This is a genomic window from Nocardiopsis baichengensis YIM 90130 (assembly GCF_000341205.1).
Taxonomy (GTDB): domain Bacteria; phylum Actinomycetota; class Actinomycetes; order Streptosporangiales; family Streptosporangiaceae; genus Nocardiopsis_A; species Nocardiopsis_A halophila.
Window position 1 is genome coordinate 65,166 of sequence record NZ_ANAS01000015.1, and the last position, 23,381, is coordinate 88,546.

21 protein-coding genes are annotated in these 23,381 nt (G+C 73.0%); 9 read left to right on the forward strand and 12 right to left on the reverse strand.

What is annotated here, in order from left to right:
* Positions 1-88 precede the first annotated feature (88 nt).
* The 9 genes from C892_RS0114085 to C892_RS0114125 all read right to left on the reverse strand — a co-directional run bounded on the left by C892_RS0114085 (position 89) and on the right by C892_RS0114125 (position 12,812).
* Positions 89-826, reverse strand: coding sequence for a DUF4191 domain-containing protein (locus C892_RS0114085; protein WP_017557745.1), 738 nt, complete (start codon positions 824-826; stop codon positions 89-91).
* Positions 827-923: 97 nt separating this feature from the next.
* Positions 924-1,874 carry a lipoyl synthase gene (lipA, locus tag C892_RS0114090; protein ID WP_017557746.1) on the reverse strand — a complete coding sequence of 317 codons (951 nt, stop codon included), beginning with the start codon at positions 1,872-1,874 and terminating at the stop codon, positions 924-926.
* Positions 1,875-1,932: 58 nt separating this feature from the next.
* Positions 1,933-2,691 carry a lipoyl(octanoyl) transferase LipB gene (lipB, locus tag C892_RS0114095; protein ID WP_017557747.1) on the reverse strand — a complete coding sequence of 253 codons (759 nt, stop codon included), beginning with the start codon at positions 2,689-2,691 and terminating at the stop codon, positions 1,933-1,935.
* Positions 2,692-2,912: 221 nt separating this feature from the next.
* Positions 2,913-3,812, reverse strand: a complete 900-nt coding sequence (locus tag C892_RS0114100; RefSeq protein WP_017557748.1) for a TIGR01777 family oxidoreductase — start codon at positions 3,810-3,812, stop codon at positions 2,913-2,915.
* Between the two features lie 2,030 nt (positions 3,813-5,842).
* Complete coding sequence (gene sucB / locus C892_RS0114105; RefSeq protein ID WP_026124352.1) at positions 5,843-7,243, reverse strand: 2-oxoglutarate dehydrogenase, E2 component, dihydrolipoamide succinyltransferase; 1,401 nt, start codon at positions 7,241-7,243, stop codon at positions 5,843-5,845.
* 80 nt (positions 7,244-7,323) lie between these two features.
* Positions 7,324-8,700, reverse strand: coding sequence for a dihydrolipoyl dehydrogenase (gene lpdA, locus C892_RS0114110; protein WP_017541413.1), 1,377 nt, complete (start codon positions 8,698-8,700; stop codon positions 7,324-7,326).
* A 95-nt stretch (positions 8,701-8,795) separates the two neighbouring features.
* Complete coding sequence (locus tag C892_RS0114115; RefSeq protein ID WP_017557750.1) at positions 8,796-10,304, reverse strand: leucyl aminopeptidase; 1,509 nt, start codon at positions 10,302-10,304, stop codon at positions 8,796-8,798.
* Positions 10,305-10,691: 387 nt separating this feature from the next.
* Positions 10,692-11,519, reverse strand: coding sequence for an adenosylcobinamide-GDP ribazoletransferase (locus C892_RS0114120; RefSeq protein ID WP_017557751.1), 828 nt, complete (start codon positions 11,517-11,519; stop codon positions 10,692-10,694).
* Between the two features lie 237 nt (positions 11,520-11,756).
* Positions 11,757-12,812 (reverse strand): bifunctional adenosylcobinamide kinase/adenosylcobinamide-phosphate guanylyltransferase, encoded by a 1,056-nt coding sequence (locus tag C892_RS0114125; RefSeq protein WP_017557752.1) that lies wholly within the window; start codon positions 12,810-12,812, stop codon positions 11,757-11,759.
* Between the two features lie 271 nt (positions 12,813-13,083).
* Between C892_RS0114125 and C892_RS0114130 the strand changes: the two genes are divergently transcribed.
* Positions 13,084-13,287, forward strand: a complete 204-nt coding sequence (locus C892_RS0114130; RefSeq protein ID WP_017541408.1) for a hypothetical protein — start codon at positions 13,084-13,086, stop codon at positions 13,285-13,287.
* Between the two features lie 387 nt (positions 13,288-13,674).
* On the opposite strand, the gene C892_RS0114135 is transcribed toward C892_RS0114130, so the two are convergent.
* Positions 13,675-14,679 (reverse strand): aldo/keto reductase family protein, encoded by a 1,005-nt coding sequence (locus C892_RS0114135; protein WP_017557753.1) that lies wholly within the window; start codon positions 14,677-14,679, stop codon positions 13,675-13,677.
* Positions 14,680-14,758: 79 nt separating this feature from the next.
* On the reverse strand, positions 14,759-15,400 hold the full coding sequence (locus C892_RS0114140) for a DUF3043 domain-containing protein (RefSeq protein ID WP_040685425.1): 642 nt from the start codon (positions 15,398-15,400) through the stop codon (positions 14,759-14,761).
* Between the two features lie 134 nt (positions 15,401-15,534).
* Here C892_RS0114140 and C892_RS0114145 point away from each other — a divergent pair, with 134 nt between their 5' ends.
* The 8 genes from C892_RS0114145 to rpsD all read left to right on the forward strand — a co-directional run bounded on the left by C892_RS0114145 (position 15,535) and on the right by rpsD (position 22,523).
* Positions 15,535-16,314, forward strand: a complete 780-nt coding sequence (locus C892_RS0114145; RefSeq protein WP_083932784.1) for a PspA/IM30 family protein — start codon at positions 15,535-15,537, stop codon at positions 16,312-16,314.
* Positions 16,311-16,595, forward strand: a complete 285-nt coding sequence (gene pspAA / locus C892_RS0114150; RefSeq protein ID WP_017541405.1) for a PspA-associated protein PspAA — start codon at positions 16,311-16,313, stop codon at positions 16,593-16,595. Before C892_RS0114145 ends, pspAA begins: the two co-directional genes overlap by 4 nt.
* Positions 16,596-16,761: 166 nt before the next feature.
* Positions 16,762-17,682, forward strand: a complete 921-nt coding sequence (gene htpX / locus C892_RS0114155) for a zinc metalloprotease HtpX (protein WP_017541404.1) — start codon at positions 16,762-16,764, stop codon at positions 17,680-17,682.
* A 38-nt stretch (positions 17,683-17,720) separates the two neighbouring features.
* Positions 17,721-18,293: a PspA-associated protein PspAB gene (gene pspAB / locus C892_RS0114160; RefSeq protein ID WP_017557755.1), complete on the forward strand. Its 573-nt coding sequence runs from the start codon at positions 17,721-17,723 to the stop codon at positions 18,291-18,293.
* Between the two features lie 92 nt (positions 18,294-18,385).
* Complete coding sequence (locus C892_RS0114165; RefSeq protein WP_017557756.1) at positions 18,386-19,504, forward strand: glycerate kinase family protein; 1,119 nt, start codon at positions 18,386-18,388, stop codon at positions 19,502-19,504.
* Between the two features lie 550 nt (positions 19,505-20,054).
* Entirely contained in the window at positions 20,055-20,408 is a 354-nt protein-coding gene (locus C892_RS0114170; protein WP_017541402.1) for a HesB/IscA family protein, read from the forward strand.
* Positions 20,409-20,578: 170 nt separating this feature from the next.
* Entirely contained in the window at positions 20,579-21,550 is a 972-nt protein-coding gene (locus C892_RS0114175) for a carbohydrate kinase family protein (protein WP_017541401.1), read from the forward strand.
* A 361-nt stretch (positions 21,551-21,911) separates the two neighbouring features.
* A complete protein-coding gene (gene rpsD / locus C892_RS0114180) occupies positions 21,912-22,523 on the forward strand; it encodes a 30S ribosomal protein S4 (RefSeq protein WP_017541400.1) in 612 nt (203 codons plus the stop codon).
* A gap of 344 nt (positions 22,524-22,867) precedes the next feature.
* Here rpsD and C892_RS0114185 read toward each other — a convergent pair whose 3' ends face one another.
* Positions 22,868-23,119, reverse strand: coding sequence for a sulfurtransferase TusA family protein (locus C892_RS0114185; RefSeq protein ID WP_040685426.1), 252 nt, complete (start codon positions 23,117-23,119; stop codon positions 22,868-22,870).
* Between the last annotated feature and the right edge of the window lie 262 nt (positions 23,120-23,381).

A 23,381-nucleotide genomic window follows, 5' to 3' on the forward strand; every position in this document is an offset into this window, starting at 1 on the left:
GAACGGGCCCAAACGAAGAAGCCGCCCGGCCCCTTAGGGCCGGACGGCTTCTCGCCCTCGTGTCTGTGGCGAAGCACCCGCGGCGGCGTCAGCGTGTCTGGGGCTTGGGGCCCTTCGGCATCTTCACGCCCTTGGGCATCGGGCCCTTGGGCATCTGCACGGCCGACGGCAGCGCCTTGAGGCGGTACCTCAGCTCGGCCACCTTGGTCTTGTCCAGGTTCCGGGGCAGCTTCATCATGTGCTTCTGCAGGTCGGCGATGGCCACCTGGCCCTCGCCGCTGCCGACCAGCACGTCGTAGATGGGCATCTCGTAGGCGACCCGCGCCACGCGCTTCTTCTCCGCGCCGATGATCTTGCGCAGCCGCTGGGGGTCCCCCTCGCCGACGAGGACGACGCCGGGGCGGCCGACCACGCGGTGCACGACGTCCATCTGCCGGGTGGCGGTCACCCCCGGCTCCACCGACCAGTCCCCGCGCATGTTCTCCAGCACCGCCATGCCCGCGCCCAGCTGGCCGTCGAGCATCGTGTACTGGATCTTCTGGGCCGACCGGGTGAAGTAGATGAACCCGGCCAGGAACGCGATGGGGATGCCCAGGCTGAGCCAGTAGAGCCATCCTCCGCCGGTGACCAGGCCGCCGACGACCGACAGTGCCACCAGGCCCACGAAGATCCCGACCGCGGTCGGGATCGTCTTCGGGCTCTGCTTGTGCACGACCTTGGCGACCATGCCGAGCTGCTTGAACCGGCCCGGCCGCTTCTGCTGCTCCCCGGCGCCGCCCTTGGCGGTGGCCTGGGAGTTGCTGGTGTCCTTGGGCTTCTTCGCCATACCTTCCAGGATATGGCCCACCCGGGTGCCAACGTGAAACGGCGGCCGTCGGCCGCCGTTTCAGCTTGATTACTTTGTGATGAGTGGTTTGTCCGGGTCAGGCCTGTGCGGTCTGCGCGGCCTCTGCCTCGCGCTTCTCGACCGCCTGCTTGTACAGCCGCCCCGCCCGGTAGGACGAGCGCACCAGCGGACCCGACATCACGCCCGCGAAGCCGATCTCCTCGGCCTCCTCCGACAGCTCGACGAACTCCTCCGGCTTGACCCACCGGTCGATCGGGTGGTGCAGCTTGGAGGGGCGCAGGTACTGGGTGATGGTCAGCAGGTCGCACCCGGCCTCGTGCAGGTCGCGCATGGCCTCGCTGATCTCGTGCCGCTCCTCGCCCATGCCCAGGATCAGGTTGGACTTGGTCACCAGCCCGGCCTCGCGCGCCTTGGTGATGACCTCCAGGGAGCGCTCGTAGCGGAACCCGGGGCGGATCCGCCGGAACACCCGCGGGACCGTCTCCACGTTGTGCGCCAGCACCTCCGGCCGCGACCCGAACACCTCGCCGAGCTGGTCGTCGTCGGAGTTGAAGTCGGGGATGAGCAGCTCGACGCCGGTTCCCGGGTTGAGCTCGTGGATCTTGCGGACCGTCTCGGCGTAGAGCCAGGCACCGCCGTCGTCGAGGTTGTCGCGGGCCACGCCGGTGACCGTCGCGTAGCGCAGCTCCATGGTGCGCACCGAGTTGGCGACCTTGGTCGGCTCCATCCGGTCCAGGGGCGACGGCTTGCCGGTGGCGATCTGGCAGAAGTCGCACCGGCGCGTGCACTGGTCGCCGCCGATGAGGAAGGTCGCCTCGCGGTCCTCCCAGCACTCGTAGATGTTGGGGCAGCCGGCCTCCTGGCAGACCGTGTGCAGGCCCTCCCGCTTGACCAGCGAGTGCAACTCGCTGTACTCGGGCCCCATCTTCGCCTTGATCTTGATCCACGGCGGCTTCTTCTCGATGGGCGTCTCACTGTTGCGGGCCTCGATCCGCAGCAGCTTGCGGCCCTCGGGAGCGATGGTCAACGCGGACCCTTCCTTTCCTCGTCCCTCGTGGGGAGGTCGTCGTCGTGCTCGGGCGCCCTCAGGCGCTCGCCGGCTCCGCCGGGGCCTGGGCCCCCGGGCTGTGCTCCTCCGGGCCGTGCTCCCCCGGGAGGGGCGGCGGCGCGCCGTCACTGTGGCTGTAGGACTCGGCGCCGAGCACCGCGGCCAGGTGCGCCTCCACGCGCGGCAGAACCTCGGCCACCGGCACGTCGCGGCCCACCTCGCGGGAGATGCTGGTGACGTCCCCCTCCTCGGCGGGGATGCCGCACGGGACGATCCTCTGGAACCACGAGAGATCATTGTCGCAGTTGAGGGCGAAACCGTGCATGCCGACCCCGCGTGAGATGCGGCAGCCGATGGCGGCGACCTTGCGTTCGATGAGCCCCCGGCCGGGGTCGGCGTCCAGCCACACCCCGGTCCTGCCCTCGACCCGCCGCCCCGTCAGCCCGTACTCGGCCACGGTGCGGATGATCGCCTCCTCCAGCATCCGCACGTAGGCGACCACGTCGATCGGGTCGGCCAGGCGGACCATCGGATAGACGGTGAGCTGGCCGGGACCGTGCCAGGTGATCTTGCCGCCGCGGTCGATGTCGAAGACGGGGGTGCCGGGCCAGGTCTGCTCCCGGTCCCACTTGCTGGTGCGCTTCCCGGCCGTGTACACGGGCTCGTGCTGGAGCATGAGCACCGTGTCGGGGATGAGGTCGGCGACACGGCTCTGGTGGAGCCGCTTCTGGAGGTCCCAGCCCTCCTGGTAGGGGACCGGGTCGTCGCCGAGCCGGGCGAAGACGAGCTCACTCATACATCCCACCTTATGCCCTCGGCGGGGGCCGGGCGGAAGGCGCCCTGGGTGCGGGAAACCCCCGGTCCGGGCGGGAATACCGCGCACCGGAGCGGTGTTCGACGCCCGCCGTCCGGCTCTGGCCGCGGCCTCGGATGCGGTTGCGGGGCCCGTTTCGGGCGGGACCCGTCTACGGGCGGTGCGCGGGCGCGGCCGGCGTGTCGGCCGAGGTGTACGGCCGCTCAGTGCCCGTACAGCAGCGAGGTGAGCGCTGGGCCCAGGGTCGGGTGCTCGAACGCGAACCCGGCCTCCTCCAGGCGTGCGGGCAGGACCCGCTGGCTCACCAGGGCCGCCTCATCGGCGAAGCCGCCCAGCGCCGCGCGCATCGCGAACGCGGGCACGGGCAGCGGCGCGGGACGGCCGACCGCGGCCGCCACCGCGCGCGTGTAGGCGGCGTTGGTCACCGGCTCGGGCGCACACAGGTCGAAGGGGCCGGTCAGGTCGGGCCGCTCCAGCAGGAAGCGCATGGCCGCCACGTGGTCGTGCCGGCCGATCCAGCTCATGTACTGGCGCCCGGAGCCCAACCTCCCGCCCAGGCCGAGGCGGAACAGCGGCAGCACCGTGCCCAGGAGCCCGCCGTCGGCGTCCAGTACCAGGCCGGTGCGCAGGTGGGCGGTGGAGATCCCGGCCTTCTCCGCGGCCTCGGTGGCGCGCTCCCAGTCCCGGCACACGTCCGCCAGGAAGCCTTCGCCCTTGGCGGCGGTCTCGTCGACGGCGTGGTCCCCGGTGTCGCCGTAGTAGCCCACCGCCGATCCTGACAGCAGGCGGCCGGGCGGTGCGTCCATGGCGGCCAGCGCCTCGGCGAGGGTGCGGGTTCCGGCCACCCGGCTCTGCCGGATGGCGCGCCGCCGCGCGGTGGTCCAGCGGGCGGGGCCCAGCGGCGCGCCCGCCAGGTGCACCACGGCGTCGGCGCCGGCCAGCGGGTCGGTGTCGACCGTGCCGCCCTCGGGGTCCCACCGCGCCTCGTCGTCGCCGCGGGCGGGGCGCCGCACCAGGTGCACGACCCGGTGCCCGTCGTCGGTGAGCGAGCGCGCCAGGGCGCTCCCGAGGAGTCCGTTGGATCCGGTGATCGCGACCTTCATGGAGGCTCCCTACCCGGTTTCGGCCCCGGGCGTACGTCGTTCCCGAGGGCGGATCTCGGGCTGGGCGTGTTGAGGAGAGCGCGGTGACGGGGCGGCTGGTGCCCTGCTTCGGGCTGCTTGCCGGGTGGCCGGCCGCTGGGGTACAGGGGGCGGCGACGAGGCGAGGTCGATGGCGGCCGGCGCTCTGGCTGGCCGCCGGGCCTCTCGTGGTCCGGGAATAGCGGCAACGACGGCCCAGCTGGCGCCCCGCTCGCGCCTGTCTGCCGGGCGGCGGGGCCCTTCGGTGCGAGGAGAGGGCGGCGACGACGAAGCGCGACGGTTCCCCGGGGTCGCCGGTCGGCCGCCGGGCCTCTCGTGGTCCTGGTAGGGGTGTGGTCGGGTCTGGTGTTGCCCGCTCGCGCCCGCGGCGCCCCGCCCGGCCCAGGCCGGTCGCCCTTCGATCAGAGGAACCATTGTGAACTGGGCGAATACGCACCGTCATGGGGCGGCGAGAGCGGAAGCGCGCTGATCGACGCCTCGAGGCGGCCTCTAGGTGCGATCCCGGCCAGACCAGAACGGGGTTCGGTGCCAAGGTGCCCGTATTGTTCCTGTTCGTCCGCCCGTCGAGAGAGGGGAGGTGGCGGGGAAGGGGTGCGGCGCCCGTCTGCGCTGGGCCTCGTGTCGGTTTCGCCCCGTCTTTGGCTACCCGGGGTAATGGAGAGCGCTGCAAACGGGGTTGAGGTGTCGGTAGAAGGGGTGTCGGAGACCGAATCCCGTTCTGGTCTGGCCACGATCGCACACTCAGCCGTCCCCGGGTGCCGCTCCGGGCGCGCGAGACCCGTTTCCCCTTTCGATCCGGACAAACGGGACGCCCGGCGGGTCGTGTCCGCCGGAGACCGGCCCGGAAGGGCTCGATCTCCATCGTGAGTGGTGACATCGCCACGCAATGTGCAATTGCGTGGCGATGTCACCACTCACGATGCTCAAGCGCCGCCTGGTGCGCCCGGTATGCCCGGAACACGAAAAGGAGGGGCCCGCCGAAGCAGCAGGCCTCCCGGAGGCCGACCGGCGGCACCGGGGAAGCGCCCCTCCTCTTCGTCGATGCCGTCCCCCTGGCACTGAAGGGCCCTGTCACCCGGCAAGCAGCCCTGAGCGGGGTACCTGCGGTGCCGTCGTCGCTGCTGTTCCCGGACCGCGAGAGGCCAGGCGGCCGACCGGCAGCACCAGGGGACCCGCCCCGCTTCGTCGTCGCCGCTCTCCTCATGGCACTCCGGTGGACCCGCGCCCGGCCGGGGCCCGTGAGCGGGGTACCGGCTGTTCGGCCGCCGCCGCCTCCTCCTCCGCCTCCGGCGGCCATCCGCGCGCCCGGCGCCCGACAGCGCCGTCCGGTGAACCGCAGCCTCCGTCGTCGCCGCCCTTCCCTGATCCACAGGGGCCCCGTCACCCGGCAAGCAGGCGTGAGCGGGGCGCCGGTCGTCCCGTCGCCGCTACTGTTCCCGGGCTCCGTGGTCCTCGGTGCTCGCCTGTGCTCGTCTGCGAACGCCTGTGCCTCAGAGCCGGGCCGTCGGCCGTGGGCGGTGGGGCCGAGTCGGCGCCGCCTGACGCCCGCCCATCGGTCCGGGCGGGCGCTGAAATCGGTGATCGGGGGCGACTTCGGGCGCTGCGCGGGGAATCTCGCGCCAATTCCTCGGAATCCCTGCGCCACAGGTGATCACGGCTCTACCTTGGGTTCATCCGGGCACGCCGCACATCGGTGCCGGGCCCGGGCCGACCTTTGGTGATGGGGATCACCAGGGGGATGGTGAATGGTGGGGTAACAAGGCGGGGCGGCGCCCGGGAGGGCGCCGCCCCGCTGTTCGTCCGGGCCGGGCGGCTCCGGTCCGCATGCCGGTTCCGAGGGCGGGCGCTCGTCGGGGGCGCGCCCGCACCGGGCCGGGGATACGCCCCCGCACACAGAGAACGCGGCGGGCCGCTGCGGCCGGCTCGTGGAAGCCGGCCGCAGCGGCCCGCCGCGTGGGGCTCCAGGGGTGCTCCCCGGCCCCGGAAGCGCTTTAGGCCAGGCCCAGGGCGGCCTCGAAGGCGCCCTCCTCCAGGCGCTCCTTGACCGCCTGCAGGAACCGGGCGGCGTCGGCCTTGTCGATGAGCCGGTGGTCGTGGGTGAGCGCCAGGTACGCCATCGAGCGCACCGCCATGACCTCGCCCAGCTCCGGGTCCTCCACGACGACCGGGCGCTTGACCACGGCGCCGGTGCCCAGGATGGCCACCTGCGGCTGGTTGATGATGGGCGTCTCGAACAGCGCGCCCACCGCGCCGGTGTCGGTGATGGTGAAGGTGCCGCCGCTCAGCTCGTCGGGGTTGAGCTCCCCGGTGTGCGCGCGCCGGCTCAGGTCGGAGATCTTGCGCGCCAGGCCGCCCAGGTTCAGGTCGCCGGCGTCCTTGATGACCGGGGCCAGCAGCCCGCGCTCGGTGTCCACCGACACCGACAGGTTCTCCAGGTCGTGGTAGGTGACCTCGTAGCTGTCGCTGTCGATGACCGCGTTGAGCTTGGGGTGGGCCTTGAGCGCCTCCACCGCGGCCAGCGCGAAGAAGGTGAAGAAGTCCAGCTCCACGCCCTCGCGCGCGGCGAACTGCTCGGAGGCCTGCCCGCGCAGCCGCGCGATGTTGGTCATGTCGACCTCGACCACCTGGGTGACCTCGGCCGAGATGCGCAGCGACTCGGCCATCTGGTCGGCGATGGTCTGCCGCAGGCGGGACATCTTCTCGGTGCGGCCGCGCAGCGTGGTGTCCGGCGCCGGGGCGGTGCGGGCCGGGGCCGCGGGAGCGGCGGGCTCCTTGGCGGTCGCGGCGGCGTCCAGGACGTCCTGCTTGCGGATCCGGCCGCCCACGCCGGTGCCGCGCACCGACCCCAGGCTCACCCCGTGCTCGGCGGCGAGCTTGCGCACCAGCGGCGTCACGTAGGCCTCGGTGACGGCGTCGGTGCCGGAGGCCGTGCCGGTCCCGCTGATCGTCTCCACGTCCACCGCGGGGGCCGAGTCGCGGTCGGCGGCGGCCGGGCGCTCCGGGGCGGGGCTCGGAGCCGGGGCCGGGGCGGGAGCGGGCTCCTGGGCGGCGGCCTGCGGGGCCGGCTCGGGCTCGGGGGCGGGTGCGGGCTCGGGCTCCGGCTCGGGCTGCGCCTCCTTGGCCGCGGGCGCAGCATCCTCGGCCGGGGCCTCGCCCGCCTCGGAGATGACGGCGATCTGGGCGCCGATCTCCACCGTCTCGTCCTCGGCGACGAGGATCTGGGAGAGCACACCGGAGACGGGGGAGGGGATCTCGGTGTCGACCTTGTCGGTGGAGACCTCCAGCAGCGGCTCGTCGACCGCGACGGTGTCGCCCTCCTTCTTGAGCCACTGGGTGACGGTGCCCTCGGTGACACTCTCACCCAGTGCGGGCATTTCAACGGAAGTCGGCATGGGGTCCTCTTAGTGAAAACGTATGGAGCGCGGAGAAGAAGAGAGCGGGGCGGGCCCGGGGCCCGCCCCGCGGGGGTGCGTCAGTCGTGGACGTGCAGCGGCTTGCCCGCCAGTGCCAGGTGCGCCTCGCCCAGCGCCTCCGACTGCGTCGGGTGCGGGTGGATGAGCTGCGCGACCTCGGAGGGCAGCGCCTCCCAGTTGTAGATGAGCTGGCCCTCGGCGACCAGCTCACCGACCCGGGAGCCCACCATGTGGACGCCCAGCACCGGGCCGTCCTTCTGCGCGATGACCTTGACGGCGCCCTGCGTCTGCAGGATCTGGCTCTTGCCGTTGCCCGCCAGGTTGTAGTTGGTCTCCACGACCTCGTAGCCGCGCTCCTTGGCCGTCGCCGAGGTGATGCCGACCGAGGCGACCTCCGGCTCGCAGTAGGTGATGCGGGGGACGCCGTCGTAGTCGATGGCCGGCGGGTTGAGCCCGGCGATCCGCTCGGCCACGAAGATGCCCTCGGCGAAGCCCACGTGGGCCAGCTGCAGGGTCGGGATCAGGTCGCCGACCGCGTAGATGTTGCCCACGCCGGTGTGCAGGTTCTCGTCGACCGTGACGAACCCGCGCTCCATCGGGATGCCCTGCTCCTCGTAGCCCAGGCCCTCGGAGACCGGGCCGCGGCCGATGGCCACCAGCAGGACCTCGGCCTCCAGGGTCTTGCCGCCCTGCAGGGTGACGCTGACGCCCGTGTCGGTGGTCTTGACGCTCTCGAACGGAGTGCCCAGCTCCTGCTTGATGCCCCGCTTGCGGAAGGCCCGCTCCAGCAGCTTGGAGCTGGACTCCTCCTCGACCGGGACCAGGTGCGGGAGCGCCTCGACGACGGTGACCTCGGCGCCGAAGGAGCGGTAGACGCTGGCGAACTCCACGCCGATGACGCCGCCGCCCAGCACCACGACCGAGGAGGGCGTCTTGTCCATCCGCAGCGCCTGCTCGCTGGTGACGACCTTCTCGCCGTCGATGTCCAGGCCCAGGGTCTTGGGCTTGGAGCCGGTGGACAGCAGGATGTTGCGGCCCTTGTAGGCGGTGCCGCCGACGGTGACCTCGTCGGGGCCGGTGAGCTTGCCCTCGCCCTCGACGACGGTGATCCCGCGGGACTTGATCAGCCCGGACAGGCCCTTGTGCAGGCCGCCGACGACCTTGTCCTTGTACTTGTGGACGGCGGGGACGTCGATGCCGTCGAAGCTCGACTTCACGCCGAACTTCTCGCCCTCCTTGGCGGAGTCGGCGACCTCGGCCGCGTGCAGCAGCGCCTTGGTGGGGATGCAGCCCTGGTGCAGGCAGGTGCCGCCGAGCTTGTCTTTCTCGATCAGGGCGACACTCATGTCCAGTTCGGCCGCGCGCAGCGCCGCCGCGTAGCCGCCGCTGCCGGCGCCCAGGATCACGAGGTCGAAGGTGCCGCCGCTCTCACTCACGGGAAGGACACTCCTTGGTGTGGATGTAATGGTGTTCGTCCGTCGGTGACGGTGCGGCGCGTCCGGGCGCGTGTCCCGCCCGGACGCGCCCGGTCTCAGGTCTGCGCGCCGCCGGCCAGGTCCTCGACCAGCCGCACCAGCGTGCGGGTGGCCGAACCGGTGCCGCCCTTGGGCGTGTAGCCGAACGGGGCGCCCTGGTTGAAGGAGGGCCCGGCGATGTCCAGGTGGGCCCAGCGCTGGCCGTCGGCGATGAACTCCTTGAGGAAGACGCCGGCGCTGAGCATGCCGCCCCAGCGCTCACCGGCCACGTTGGCGATGTCGGCGACCGCCGAGTCCAGGCCCTTGCGCAGCTCCTCGGGCAGCGGCATGGGCCAGGCGGCCTCGCCCGCGGCGTCCGCCGCGGCGGTGACCGAGGCGCGGGTCTCGTCGTCGGAGGCCATGACCCCGAAGACCCGGGTGCCCAGGGCGACGATCTGCGCGCCGGTGAGGGTGGCGACGTCGACCACCAGGTCGGCGCCGTCCTCCTGGGCCCGGACCAGGGCGTCGGCCATGACCAGGCGGCCCTCGGCGTCGGTGTTGAGGACCTCCACCGTCTTGCCGCCGTACATGGTCAGCACGTCGGAGGGGCGCTGGGCGGTGCCCGAGGGCATGTTCTCCGCGATGGCCAGGTAGGCGACCGCGTTGACCTTCGGCTTGAGGATCGCGACGGCCCGCATGGCGCCCAGCACCGCGGCGGCGCCGCCCATGTCGGACTTCATCCAGTCCATGGACCCGGCCGGCTTGAGCGACAGGCCGCCGGAGTCGAAGGTGATGCCCTTGCCGACGAAGGCGACCGTGGAGGAGGCCTCAGGGTGGCTGTAGGAGAGCCGCACCAGGCGCGGCGGGTTGGCCGAGCCCTGGCCGACGCCGACGATGCCGCCGTAGCCGCCCTCGGACAGCGCCTTCTCGTCCAGGGTGTGCACCTGCAGGCCGTGCTCGCGGGCGACCTCCTCGGCCACCCCCGCCAGGTCCTCGGGGACCAGGTCGGCCGGGGGCGTGTTGACCAGGTCGCGCACCAGGTTGACCGAGGCGGCCACGGCCTCGGCGCGCTCGACGGCGGCGGCCGCGCCCTCGGCGGAGCTGACCACCTGCAGCGCCTCGGCGGGCGTGCGCTCGGCGTCGGTGGCGGTGCGGTAGCGGGTGAAGGCGTAGTCGCCCAGCAGGGCGCCGGTGGCGGCCGCCTCGGCCAGCCCGGCGGTGTCGGCGGGCAGCGCGAGGGCCACCCGCGCCTGGCCGTCGGTGCGCGCGCGCAGGGCGGCGCCGGCGGCACGGGCGACGTGGTCGGGGTCGGGGGCGCCGCCGTCGGGGGCGGGGCCCAGGCCGACGGCGAGCACGACCGGGGCGGTGGTCGCGCCGGCGGCGGGGAGGCTGTGCACCTCCTCGAGGGCGCCGCTCGCTCCCAGAAGCGACAGGGTCCGGGCGAGGCCGCCGGGGTAGGCCGCCTCGACGTCGTGAGCGCCCGACGCGGGCTCCGGGCCGTCGGGCCCGGAGTGGTAACCGACGACCAGGGCGTCGGCGTCGAGCGAACAGGGGGATTCCGTAATGACTGACAGCGACGTGCTCACAGGTCCGATGCTAGTCCTTGTGACGTCCCGGTGGGCACGCCGGACCCGGCGTGGCCGCCGGGAAGCGTCAACCGGGCCGAGGTTCACACAAACGTGAAGAAGTGCGCTTCTTTCCGTCGATGGCGGCGCGAACGGCGCGGACCGTGACGATCTCCCGGGTCTTCCGGGAACGGCGGGTTCGTCCCGGTCACCACGGGTGGCCGGGTGCGGCCCCGGGGCCGGTGTGAAGAAATGTGATGATGGCGACAGGGTTCCGCGCCGCCCGGAGGGCGCCTGCCGGGCGCGGAGCGGCGCCCCGGCGCGCTGCGCCGCCCGTGACCAGGGGACGTGCGGGCGGCGCGACCGAGCCCGGAGGAAGGACGGCGCCCGCCCCGCCGGCCGCGGCGGTCACAGCGCGATCGCCGCGGCGACGAGGGCGACCGTGGCGGAGGTCTCGCACAGCGCCCCCAGCACGTCGCCGGTGATCCCGCCGAGGCGGCGCCGGGCGTGCAGCAGCAGCGGCAGCGAGGCGGCGGCGCCCAGGGCGGCGGCGAAGGGCAGGGCCAGGGCCGCGCCGAGGGAGTGCACGGCCCCGAACAGGGAGGCCAGGAGCAGCGTCCCGACGGCGGATGCGGCGGCAGCGGCGTGCGGGACGGTCCCGGCGACATGGGCGCCCAGCCCGTCCGGGCGCGCGGAGGGCACGGTCGGCGTGCAGGCCAGGGTGATGGCCAGGCGCCCCGCGGCGGCCGCCGCGACCAGCGCGGCCGCCCCGGCGAACAGCCCCGCGGCCGACACCTGGGCCAGCGCGGTGACCTGGATCAGGAGCACCAGCACCAGGGTGATCACCCCGAAGGGGCCGATGTCGGAGCGCTTCATGATCTGCAGGGCGGCGTCGGCGGGCTTGCCGCTGCCCAGCCCGTCGGCGAGGTCGGCCAGGCCGTCCAGGTGCAGGCCGCGGGTGAGGACGGCGATCAGGCCGACGGCCAGCGCGGCGGCCAGCGGCGGGGCGACGCCCACGAAGAGCGTCACGAGGACGAGCAGGCCGCCCGCGGCGCCCAGTCCCGCGCCGATGAGGGGGGCCCACCGCATGGCCCAGCCCGCGACCTCCCGGTCCACGCGCTCGGCCCGGACGGGGACCGCCGTCAGCGTGCCCGCGGCCATGCGCAGCCCGTCGAGCGCGGCGCCCGCGGCGCCGCCGGACTGCCCGGAGGAACCGGCACCGGAGTCGGACTGCATGCGGACTCCTTCCAGAGCGGGGGAGGGAAGGCGCCCGATCCTATCGCCGGCCCGGCGCCTCAAGGCCGCGGAAGGGGAGCGGGAGGAGAAGGGGAGAGGGGCGGGTGCTCTCCTCTTCCTTGTGTTCCTTGTGGTGTGAGACCGCTTCCGCCGCGCTCGGGACATGACGGCATGGGACGGGTGCCCTCTGACGGACGCGCGGGTGCTTCGGCGCCCCCCTCTCGCCTCTCGGACGGTTCAGGGCAGCTCGGTGACCCTCCCCGCGACCGCGAGCAGGACCTCCTCGGACTCCTGGGCCAGGCGCTGGTTGAGGCGGCCGAGCATGTCGCGGAAGAGCCCCCCGCTGCGGGTGGCCGGGACCACGCCCATGCCGACCTCGTTCGTGACCGCCACCAGGTGGCCGGGGAAGCGCCGCCAGGCCGCGGCCAGCTCCTCGATCCGCCGCTCCAGCCGCTCGCCGGCGTCGGCCGGCGGGGAGTCGGACCACATGCCGCACGCCTCCATGGCCCCCGCCAGCCACGTGCCGGCGCAGTCGAACAGCACCGCATCGCCCGTCTCCGCGGCCTTGTCCAGCGCCGCGGCCGTGTCGGAGGTCTCCTCGGTCCGCCACCAGTGCGGCCGGCGGGACCGGTGCGCCGCCACGCGCTCGGCCCACGAACCGTCGCCCTCCGGGCTCGGCCCGGTCGCGACGTACACCACCTCGGGCTCGGCCAGCATCCGCCGCTCGGCCTCGGTTGACTTGCCCGACCTCGCCCCGCCGGTCACCAGGACGCGTCGGGCCGCCGGGGCGGCCGGAGCGGGCAGCGGCGCGACCGCGACGTCCTCGCCGTCGCGCACGGCGTCGGCGCCCCAGAGCGCGGCGCGGCGCTCCAGCTCGGCGGGGGAGTGGACCCGGTGGTCCCCGCCGACCAGCAGCAGCCGGGTGCGGGCACCGACCACGCCCCGCCTGCGCAGGTCGCCGATCCGCTCTGCGGCGGCGGCATGGACGACGGCGACGTCGACGCGGGCCGGAGCCTCCGGGCCGCCGTCGGTCCCGGAAGGCGTCCCGGCCGGGGCGCCGGCGCGAGCGGGCGGGGAGCAGACGAGCAGCCGCGAGCCGTCGTCGCCGATGGTCAGCTCGCCCTGTTCACCGTGTTCCCCGATCGGCGCCGGAACGGCTCCGGCCGCCGCCCCTTCGATGCGAATGCCGAGTGGGCCCCGGGGAGCGTCGGACGCGCGGCGGCAGGACGCGCACCGGCAGTCCGGCGCGGGCCACCCCTCTCCTGCTGCGGTACCGGAAAAGTGAATGCGCACATCCGCCAGTCAACACCACGGAGACGCCCTGTCCCGCGCCGCCCCGGCGGGACAGGGCCGTGCGCACAGGCGGGTGCGCGGTGCCGCCCCTAACCGAGGCCCCCTGACGGAACGGAAGGTGTCACCGGCCTCGCGGCGTGGGAGGCCTCTGGATGTCCGCTGGATGTCCGCGGAAGGTGGCCACGGAACCGGGCCGCGCTCCGGCGCGCCCGCTCGATAGGGTCGGCACGCCGGGAGCCGCCCGGTTCGCGGTGAGAGGGAAGGGAGCCCCATGGCCTGGAGCTGGCGCTACGAGAAGGAAGGCGGGGAGGTCCTGGAGTCCGAGGAGCTTCCCGCCGAGACGTTCTCTTCGCGGGGGGACGCCGAGAGCTGGCTGGGCGAGGAGTGGCGCGGCCTGGCCGAAGCGGGCGTGGATCAGGTCAGCCTTCTTGAGGACGACCGCCTCCAGTACACGATGAGCCTGGGCGACGCCTGACCCGTCGCCCCGAGAGCGCCCCGGGGCCCGCCGTAGGCCGTAATGGGCCGGCGGACCCGGGAGAGCAGGGGCCCGGGGTGTGCCGCCCCCCCCGGAGGGGCACTGCCTGCCGCCCGCATCGCCCCCTCGTTGATCTCGGGAGAGTCGGGGTAATACTCGCCGGTATTACCCCGACTCTCCCGAGATCAACGGCGAGGAGGGGGCGCGCACCCGGGGCGGGGCCGCCGATCGCGCCGCAGCGGTCGCACCGCTCACAAGGACGGGGCCGACAGTTCCACCACTCCAGCGGACACGACCGTGGCCGACCGCGTTCGCGGGAGGGCCGCGCAGTCCCGGCCCGGCCCGGACCGCGCCCGGCCGGTGCTGGGCCGGCCGGGCCGCAGAGGCTCAGGGGCGCCTCTCCGGGCTGATGGTCAGGCCCGGGTCGCGCTGCACCTTGTCGCCGAGGATCTCGTCGATCCGCTCCAGGACGTCGGGGGACAGGATCACCCCGGACGCCCGCACGTTGTCCCGCACCTGCTCGGGCCGGCTGGCGCCGATGATCGCCGTCGACACGTTGCGGTTCTGCAGCACCCAGGCCACCGCCAGCGCGGCCATGCTCAGCCCCACCTCGTCGGCGACCGACCGCAGCCGCTGCACCCGGCGCAGCAGCTCCTCGTCGTCCATGTACTTGGCCATGGTCTGCGCGCCGCCGCCCTCGTCGGTCGCGCGCGACCCGGCCGGCGGTGCCTGGCCCGGCGCGTACTTGCCGGCGAGCAGCCCCTGGGAGATGGGGGACCAGACGATCTGCCCCATCCCCTCGCGCTCGCTGACCGGCACCACCGCCGACTCGATGACCCGCCACAGCATGTTGTACTGCGGCTGGTTGGACACCAGCCGGTCGAAGCCCATGTCGTCGGCGATCTTCACCGCCCGCTCGATCTCGTCCGCGCGCCACTCCGAGACGCCGACGTAGAGCACCTTGCCCTGGCGCACCAGGTCGTCGAAGGCCCGGAGGGTCTCCTCCAGCGGCGTCTCGTAGTCGAACCGGTGCGCCTGGTAGAGGTCCAGGTAGTCGGTGCCCAGGCGGCGCAGGGACTCCTCGCAGCCGCGGACGATGTGCTTGCGGGAGAGCCCGCGGTCGTTCTTCCCCTCGCCCATGGGCCAGTAGACCTTGGAGAAGATCTCGATGCCGTCCCGGCGCTCGCCCTTCAGCGCCCGGCCCAGCACCTCCTCCGCGCGCCCGCGCGCGTAGACGTCCGCGGTGTCGAAGGTGGTGATGCCCTCGTCCAGGGCCGCGCGCACGCATGCGACGGCCGCGTCCTCCTCCACCTGCGATCCGTGGGTGATCCAGTTGCCGTAGGAGATCTCGCTGATGACGAGACCGCTGCTGCCGAGGTGACGGAATTCCATGGGGGAACGATAAGCGCGCGGGACCCGCCCTGTGCAGAGCGGGTCCCGCGCGTCGGTTCCGGGAGGGGAGGGGCGCCGGTCAGCCCTTGGCGGCGGTGCCGATCGGCTCGCCGGGCTTGACCCGCGGCTTGGGGAGCCGCAGCCGCCGGATCTGCAGCTGGCGCGTGGCCGCGTACAGGCCGATGCCGCGCAGGTTGTCGTCGTTGGGGAAGTGCTCGGCGGTGTACTTCTTCACCCTGCGCGCCACGAAGACGCCCTCGACCACGATGGTGACCATCATGACCGGCCAGGCGATGTAGGTGATGCCGGCCTGGATCTCCACGGGGGCGGCGATCAGCGCCACGATGATCACGAGGGAGAAGTAGAGGAAGAACTCGCTGAGGCTGCGCCGGGAGTCGACGGCGTCCCGCGCGTAGGCGCGCGCCGGGCCGAGGTCCTGGGGGCGGAAGTACCGCTCCTCGCCCTTGGGGGCGCCGGACTTGGAGGCCGTGCGCTGCTGCTCGCGGGCGCGGCGCTCGCGGTACTGCCGGTAGGCCTCCTTGCGCGACTGCGGCGCGTTGAGGGGACGGCGGAGCTCGGCCTGGCTGTCCCGGCGCTTGGGTGTGGGCACCCCCTTCTTAGGGGTGTAACCCTTCTGCTGCGAGGCCTCAGTAGTCTCGCCGTTGACAGAGCCGGTCACGGCCGGCTCTTTGGATTCGGAAGCGGTGCGACGTCGGAACACATCCCACAGGGTAGCCGGTCCCCGCCGCGTGGATGGCGCTGCATGGCGACCGCCCTCCATAGCGCGTAGGGTTGGAAGACAGCGCCCGCCGGGAACAGCCGATCGTACGGACCGAGAAGGGGACGGCCACGCCGATGAGCGTGTTTCAGCGACTTTCCATGATCTTCAAGTCCAAGGCCACCAAAGCCCTGGACTCCGTCGAGGACCCTCGGGAAACACTCGACTACTCCTATCAGAAGCAACTGGAACTGTTGCAGAAGGTCCGGCGCGGGGTGGCCGACGTCGCCACCTCCCGCAAGCGCGTCGAGTTGCAGATCCAGCAGCTCGAGCAGCAGTCGGGCAAGCTGGAGAACCAGAGCCGCGCGGCACTTGAGCAGGGGCGTGAGGACCTCGCCCGCGAGGCCCTGACTCGCAGGTCCGGTCTGCAGTCCCAGGTGGACGGCCTCAAGCAGCAGCACGAGCAGCTGCAGGGCGAGGAGCAGAAGCTCACCCTGGCCGCGCAGCGCCTGCAGGCCAAGGTGGACTCCTTCCGCACCCGCAAGGAGACCATCAAGGCCACCTACACCGCCGCCCAGGCCCAGACGCAGATCAGCGAGGCCTTCTCCGGCATCTCCGAGGAGATGGGCGACGTGGGCATGGCCGTGCAGCGGGCCGAGGACAAGACCTCCGAGATGCAGGCCCGGGCCGGGGCCGTTGACGAGCTCCTGGCCTCGGGCGCCCTGGACGACGTCTCGGGCAGCTCCAAGGACGACATCCAGTCGGAGCTGGACCGCATGGCCAGCACCAGCGGTGTCGAGCTGGAGCTGGAGAAGATGAAGAACGAGCTGGGCCAGGGCAACGGGAGCGCGGCACCGCAGCTGGAGAGCGGCTCCGAGGGCCAGTCCCAGCCCAACCGCCAGGGGGAGGGCGCATGATCGTCCGCATCATGGGGGAAGGGCAGCTGGACCTGTCCGAGGCGGACATGGACCTGCTCAACTCGGTCGACACCACGCTGGAGCAGGCCATCGACTCCGGTGACGAGGCGAGCTTCCGCGAGGCCCTGGACAGCCTGCTGGCGAAGGTCCGCGAGCACGGCAAGCCGCTCGCGCTGGACTCTCTGGAGTCCTCGGACTTCGTCCTCCCTCCGGCCGACGCCTCGATGGACGAGGTCAAGGAGATGCTGGGCGATGAGGGGCTCATCCCCGACGTCTCCTGAGACCGCGCCTGTCTTCCGGTGAGCGCGCGCCCCGCACGGGGCATCGAGGCCGTCGCGGCACTGCGCTGCGGCGGCCTCTGCGTGTCTCACCTTCCTCTCACCTGTTCGTGGCACCCTCAGGCCTAGACTGGACATGCAGGGCGAAGCGGCGAGAAGGCGGGCGTAGATGGCTGGCTCGAAGTTCATCCCCGACAGAGGGCTCACCGCCCGCATGGTGCTCACCATGGCCCTGCTGGGCGTGGTGTACGTGGCGTTCATCGTCGCGCTGATCCTGGTCGGCCTGCCCTGGCCGCTGGTGGTGCTGCTGGTCGTCGGCTTCGCCGTGGTCCAGTACTTCACCTCCGACAAGATCGCGCTGTACGCGATGGGGGCGCACGAGGTCACCCCGGAGCAGGCGCCGCAGCTGCACGCGGTGGTCGACCGGCTGTGCGCCATGGCGGACATGCCCAAGCCGCGCGTGGCCGTCGCCGACACCGACGTGCCCAACGCCTTCGCCACCGGCCACAACGAGAAGAAGGCGGTGGTGTGCGCCACCACCGGCATCCTGCGCCGGCTGGAGACCGAGGAACTGGAGGCGGTCCTGGCGCACGAGCTTTCGCACGTGGCCCACCGCGACGTGATGGTGATGACCATCGCCGGCTTCCTGGGGATCGTGGCCGGGTTCCTCACCCAGATCGGCCTGCGGTTCGCCGCATTCGGCGGCGGGGGCGGCCGCAACAACAACGGCCCCTCCCCGGCGATGATCGCGCTGGCTGTGGTGGTGGTGAGCGCCATCGTGTGGGCGCTGAGCTTCCTGCTCACCCGGGCCCTGTCGCGCTACCGCGAGCTGGCCGCCGACCGCGCCGCGGCCTACCTGACCGGGCGCCCCTCGGCCCTGGGCAGCGCCCTGACCAAGATCACCGGCGACATGGCCCGCATCCCCAGCCGCGACCTGCGCCAGGCCGAGCCGTTCAACGCCTTCTTCTTCACGCCCGCCTTCTCCAAGAGCGGGTTCACCATGGGGCAGCTGCTGGCCACCCACCCTCCGGTGGAGCGCCGCCTGGAGCAGCTGTCCTCCATCTCCCGCCAGCTGGGCACCGGGTCCTAGAGGCCCCGGGCCGCCGCCGCACGCACCAAGGAGCCCCGTTGAGTTTCCTCCGCGCCCTGCTCGGGCGTTCCAAGCCCGCCCGCCCCGATCTGGACGCCCTGTTCGCGCTGCCCTCGGCGGCGGTGACGCTGGAGGCGGCGGCCGGCTTCACCCCGACCGGCACCGGATCGGTGGCCTTCCGCGCCGCCGAGGGCAAGGCCTTCGCCGACCTGGAGCGCGAGGTCACGGAGCTGCTCGACGCCGACGGCGGGCCGCCGGTGGAGACCAGCGCCGACGACTACGGCTACACCTGGCTGGTGCTGCGCTCCTCGACCGAGAGCGGCATATCCGACCTGGTGACCGATGTGCACGCGGTCAATTCCAGCCTGGAGAACGCCGGCTTCGGCCCCTCCCTGCTGTGCTCGCTGACCGCCTTCGCCGACGGCAAGGGCCGCAAGGTGGCGCTGGTCTACCTGTACAAGCGCGGCACCTTCTACCCCTTCGCTCCGCTGGGCGGACAGCGCCGGGACAACGCGCTGGAGCTGCAGGTGGCGGCGAACATCAGCGGGGACCTGCCGATCGAGGAGGACAAGGGACGCTGGTTCCCGGTGTACGGCGCACCCGGCCTTTGATCCTTTCGTTAAGCGGAAACGGGCTATCGCGAAGCGGATAAAAATTCCTCCGGCCCCTGGCCCGGGCAGGGGAGACGGGGCACACTGGTCGGGTGCGAATCGTGATTGCCCCAGACAAGTTCGCCGGCACCCTGAGCGCGGTCGAGGCCGCCGAGGCCGTCGCCTCCGGCTGGCGCGACGTGCACCCCGGTGCCGACACCCGGACCGTCCCGCTGTCCGACGGCGGCCCCGGCTTCGTGGAGGTGCTGCACGCCGCGATCGGCGGCAAGCTCCTGACTGCCGAGGTCACCGGCCCCCTCGGCGCGCCGGTCCGCGCCGACCTGCTGCTGGACGGCGAGACCGCCTACGTGGAGAGCGCCCTGGCCTGCGGCCTGCACCTGGTGCCCCGGGCCGACCGCGATCCCGCGCGCACCACCACCCGCGGCGTCGGCGAGCTGATCGCCCGCGCGGTGCGGGCGGGGGCGCGCACCGTGGTCGTGGGCATGGGCGGAAGCGCCACCAACGACGGCGGCGCCGGCATGCTCGCCGCGCTCGGTGCCGCCCCGGCCGACCGGCTCGGGGGCGGCGGGGGCGCCCTTGCGGGGCTGGGCGCCGCCGACCTGGCCCCGGCCCGCGCCGCGGTCGAGGGGGTGCGCCTGATCGCCGCGACCGACGTCGACAACCCGCTGCTCGGCGAGCACGGGGCGAGCGCCGTGTTCGGCCCGCAGAAGGGCGCCGGCTCGGAGCAGGTGCGCGCCCTGGACGCGGCGCTGGCCGACTTCGCCGACGCCACCGACCCGGACCGCGCCCTGCGCGCCGAGCCGGGCGCCGGTGCCGCCGGGGGACTGGGGTACGGGCTGCTGGCGCTCGGCGGCACCGTGGAGTCGGGGGTGGCCCGGGTGCTGGAGGCGGTGGGCCTGGACGCCCTGGCCGAAGGCGCCGACCTGGTCGTCACCGGCGAGGGGTCGTTCGACTTCCAGTCGCTGCGCGGCAAGCTGCCGCACGGGGTGGCCCGCACCGCGGCCCGCCACGGGGTGCCGTGCGTGGTCACCGCCGGCGCGGTCTCCGCCGACCCGGCCGAGGCCGCCGCGGCCGGGGTGACGGCCGCCTACTCGCTGGTGGAGTCGGCCGGCTCCACGGAGGCCGCGATGTCCCGCTCCGCCGAGGAACTGCGTGCGCTGGCCGCCTCCATCGCCCGTACCTGGCCCGACACCGGCGGAGCGAAGGGCTGAGGGGGCGCCGAGAGCGCGCCGACCCGTTCGTCGTGGGACCCGCAGGGCCGTCGGCATCCCCGATGCGGATCGAGAGTGGTGAAATCGCCACTTCACGACGCCGATCGTGGTGATTCCGCCACTCTCGACCCGCCGACCCGCCGACCCGCCGAAGAGCCCGGTACTCCGCTCTCCCGTCCCCTCTCAGGCCCGGCCGCCCCACCGGCGGCGAACCTCCGGACACCCCGGCAGAAGGCGTTTGAGAAGGGGCGGGGCGGCGCCTCGGCCGTCCGCCGGCGGACGGCCCGTCCCCGGGCGGCCGGTGCGTCCCTCCGCGAAGGGCGAGGTGACGGTCGGGGCGACCGCACGATGGCGGGCGCTCCGTGCAGGACCTAACCTGGAGGCAGGGCACCGAGGCGCCCAGCCGGGGCGGAATGCGCCACCGGACCTCGGTGTTGGGACCGCTGAGGACCGAAGGGCCCCGTGCGCGGCCGCGCGGGGGTTCCGGAGGGCCGCCGGCGCCGCCCGGCGACGGGGGTCGACGTACACGCCTTCTTGGAGGAGCTTGCAGATGACGGTTCAGAGCGACGAGGCCACGGCGCAGGGGATCATCCTCACCGACGAGGCGTCGGGCAAGGTCAAGGCGCTCCTTGACCAGGAGGGCCGGGACGACCTCCGGCTTCGCGTGGCCGTCCAGCCCGGCGGCTGCTCGGGGCTGCGCTACCAGCTGTTCTTCGACGAGCGCGAGCTCGACGGCGACGTGACGGCCGAGTTCGGCGGCGTCGAGGTGGTCACCGACCGGATGAGCGCCCCTTACCTCATCGGCGCCACCATCGACTTCGTCGACACGATCGAGAAGCAGGGCTTCACGATCGACAACCCCAACGCCACCGGTTCCTGCGCCTGCGGCGACTCCTTCAACTAGGGAGTCCGCGGCGGCGGGGCCGCACGGACCAGGGCCCGTCCCGGCACGGCCGGGACGGGCCCTTCGACGTGCGCGGACACCGTGTGCCTGCAGGGGCCTTCCCTGGGGCCCGAGGCGGCTGGGTAGGGTTGTTCCTCGTTCAGATCTCCCCGACCCAAGGAGCACTCCGAGTGCGCATCGCGGTTACCGGATCGATCGCCACCGACCACCTGATGACCTTCGACGGGCGATTCGCCGAACAGCTGATCGCCGAACAGCTGGAACAGGTTTCGCTGTCGTTCCTGGTGGAGGAGCTGGATGTGCGGCGCGGCGGGGTCGCCGCCAACATCAGCTACGGCATGGGCCGCCTGGGCCTCAAGCCGCTGCTGGTCGGCTCCGTCGGCGCCGACTTCGCGGAGTACCGCGCCTGGCTCGAACGGCACGGCGTGGACACCTCCGGCGTCCGCACCTCCGATCGCAAGCACACCGCCCGTTTCGTGTGCACCACCGATCGCGAGCAGAACCAGATCGCCTCTTTCTACGCCGGCGCCATGTCCGAGGCGCGCGAGATCGACCTCGCCGCCCTGGCCGCCGAGCACCGGATCGAGCTGGCGCTGATCGGCGCCAACGACCCCCAGGCCATGATCCGTCACAGCGAGGACTGCCGCCGCACGGGTCTGGCCTTCGCCGCCGACCCCTCGCAGCAGCTCGCCCTCATGGAGGGCGAGGACATCCGCAAGCTGATCGACGGCGCGGCCTACCTGTTCACCAACGAGTACGAGAAGGCCCTGGCCGAGCAGAAGACCGGCTGGAGCGACGAGGAGGTGCTGGAGCGCGTCGGCATCCGGGTCACCACCCTGGGCGCCAAGGGCGTGCGCATCGACCGCAAGGGCGAGCCGCCGATCGCCGTCGACGTCGCCGAGGTGTCGGAGAAGGCCGACCCCACCGGTGTGGGCGACGCCTTCCGCGCCGGCTTCCTGGCCGCCACCGCCTGGGGCCTGCCGCTGGAGCGCGCGGCCCAGGTCGGCAACGCCATCGCGGTGCACAGCCTGGAGGTCAACGGCCCCACGGAGTACGAGCTGACCCCGGCCGGCCTGCTCTCGCGGATCACCGCCAGCTACGGCCGTGAGGTGGCCGACGAGGTCGAGCCGCACCTGGCCTGAGGCGCGCGGGCGGGGGCCGGGGCCGCATGGGCCCGCCGCGGCGGGGTGGGACGCCGTGTGCAGGAGCCTTGTGGCGCGGGCACCCCGCCCGACCGCGTAAAGTAGGACAACGACCCGCCCGCCCGGCTCCGGCCGGGCGGGGCCTTCACCGGCCGCCGCGCTGAAACGCGTGGCGGCTCTCGTGCGGAGAGGCCCTCCGCACGCGCCACCGCCGGTACGCGGCCCGGGTCGGCCGCACCGGTAGGGAACGGCGCGCACGCGGCGATCGCCGCGGCGACCCGGGCGGCCTGTGGGCCCCCTCCCAGAACTAGGCGAGCCTTACCTGGGATTCCCTCCACTGACGAAGCGGAAAGAGGAGAACATGCGCTACACCGGACCTAAGGTGCGGTTGTCCCGGCGCGCGGGTACCCCGCTGACCCGTAAGGCGGTCAGCTACTTCGAGAAGCGGCCCTACCCTCCGGGTGAGCACGGCCGCCGCGTCCGCCGCTCCACGAGCGACTACGCGGTCCGCCAGGCCGAGAAGCAGAAGCTGCGCTGGTACTACGACCTGTCCGAGAAGCAGCTCGCGCGGGTCTACGACAACGCCAAGAAGCGCTCCGGCCGTACCGGCGAGGAGATGATCGCCGAGCTGGAGCTGCGGCTGGTCACCCTGGTGCTGCGGGCCGGCTTCGCGCCGTCCGTCTACGCGGCCCGCCAGTACGTCAACCACGGCCACATCACCGTGGACGGCAAGAAGGTCGACATCCCGTCCTTCCAGGTCAAGCCGGGCCAGGTGATCGGCGTTCGGGAGAAGTCCCGGAACATGGTGCCGTTCGTGGAGGCCTCCGAGGGCGTGCACGCCGACGACAAGATCGCCGGCTTCCTCGCGGTCAGCCACAAGGACCTGCGCTGCGCGGTCGTCGACCGCCCCAAGCGCGACCAGGTGCCGGTGCCCTTCGACGAGCAGCTCGTCGTCGAGTACTACTCGCGCTGACCCTTCGCGGGAGCGAGCGCGGCGAGGGCCGCGCCCCGGAGCATCCGGGGCGCGGCCCTCGCGCATGTCCGGCCCGTTTCCAGAGGAATGCGCCCGCGACGGCCCCGAAAGGCACCGCGGCGAACGGGCCGGACAGGGGCCGTCTGTAGCCGCCTGTGGCCGCCTACCGTCGGACGCACACCGGTGCGGCGCCCGGAGAGCGCACGTCCTCACGCGGCGGCGGAGGAGGGGCGGACCGGCGTCCGTGGAGCCGGGCGGAGCCGGATGCGGCGCGGGGTGTCCCGATCGGACCAACATCACGATGGTCACGGGAGGGAAACGGCCGCGCCGTCCGGGGCGCCTCCTCAGTACATCCGCCGGATGTGGAACGCACTCCCGCGCTCCAGCGGAACCTCGGCGACGAAACCCTGCATCTTCATCCGGCACCACGCGGGGATGTCGGACGATGCGGCGGGATCGTCGGCGGTCACGGCGATCACGGAGCCGATCGGCACCTCGCGGATGCGCTCCGCGAGCATGATGATCGGGATCGGGCACTTGCGGCCGATCGCCTCCACGGTCACCAGCGGCTGGTCCCCCACGGGTGGCTCCTCCATCACCTGGTCGTCCTGCTCCGTGTCCTGATCTTTACCCGTGCCCGCGGCTAACGGGCACCCGGTTAAGGGTGCTGTAAATCCAGCGATACTCTCGCCTTAGCCCGCCCGAGACGGCTCCGCTGGGACCCGCCCGAGCGGGACGGGGACCACGCACCGGCCCGCCGGCCGGACGGACCGCCCGCTCCGAAAGGGGTGTCGAGCAACACGCTGACCTGGCACGCCCGTGAACGGCGCAGCGGGCGGTTCGCGATAATGTTCCCCC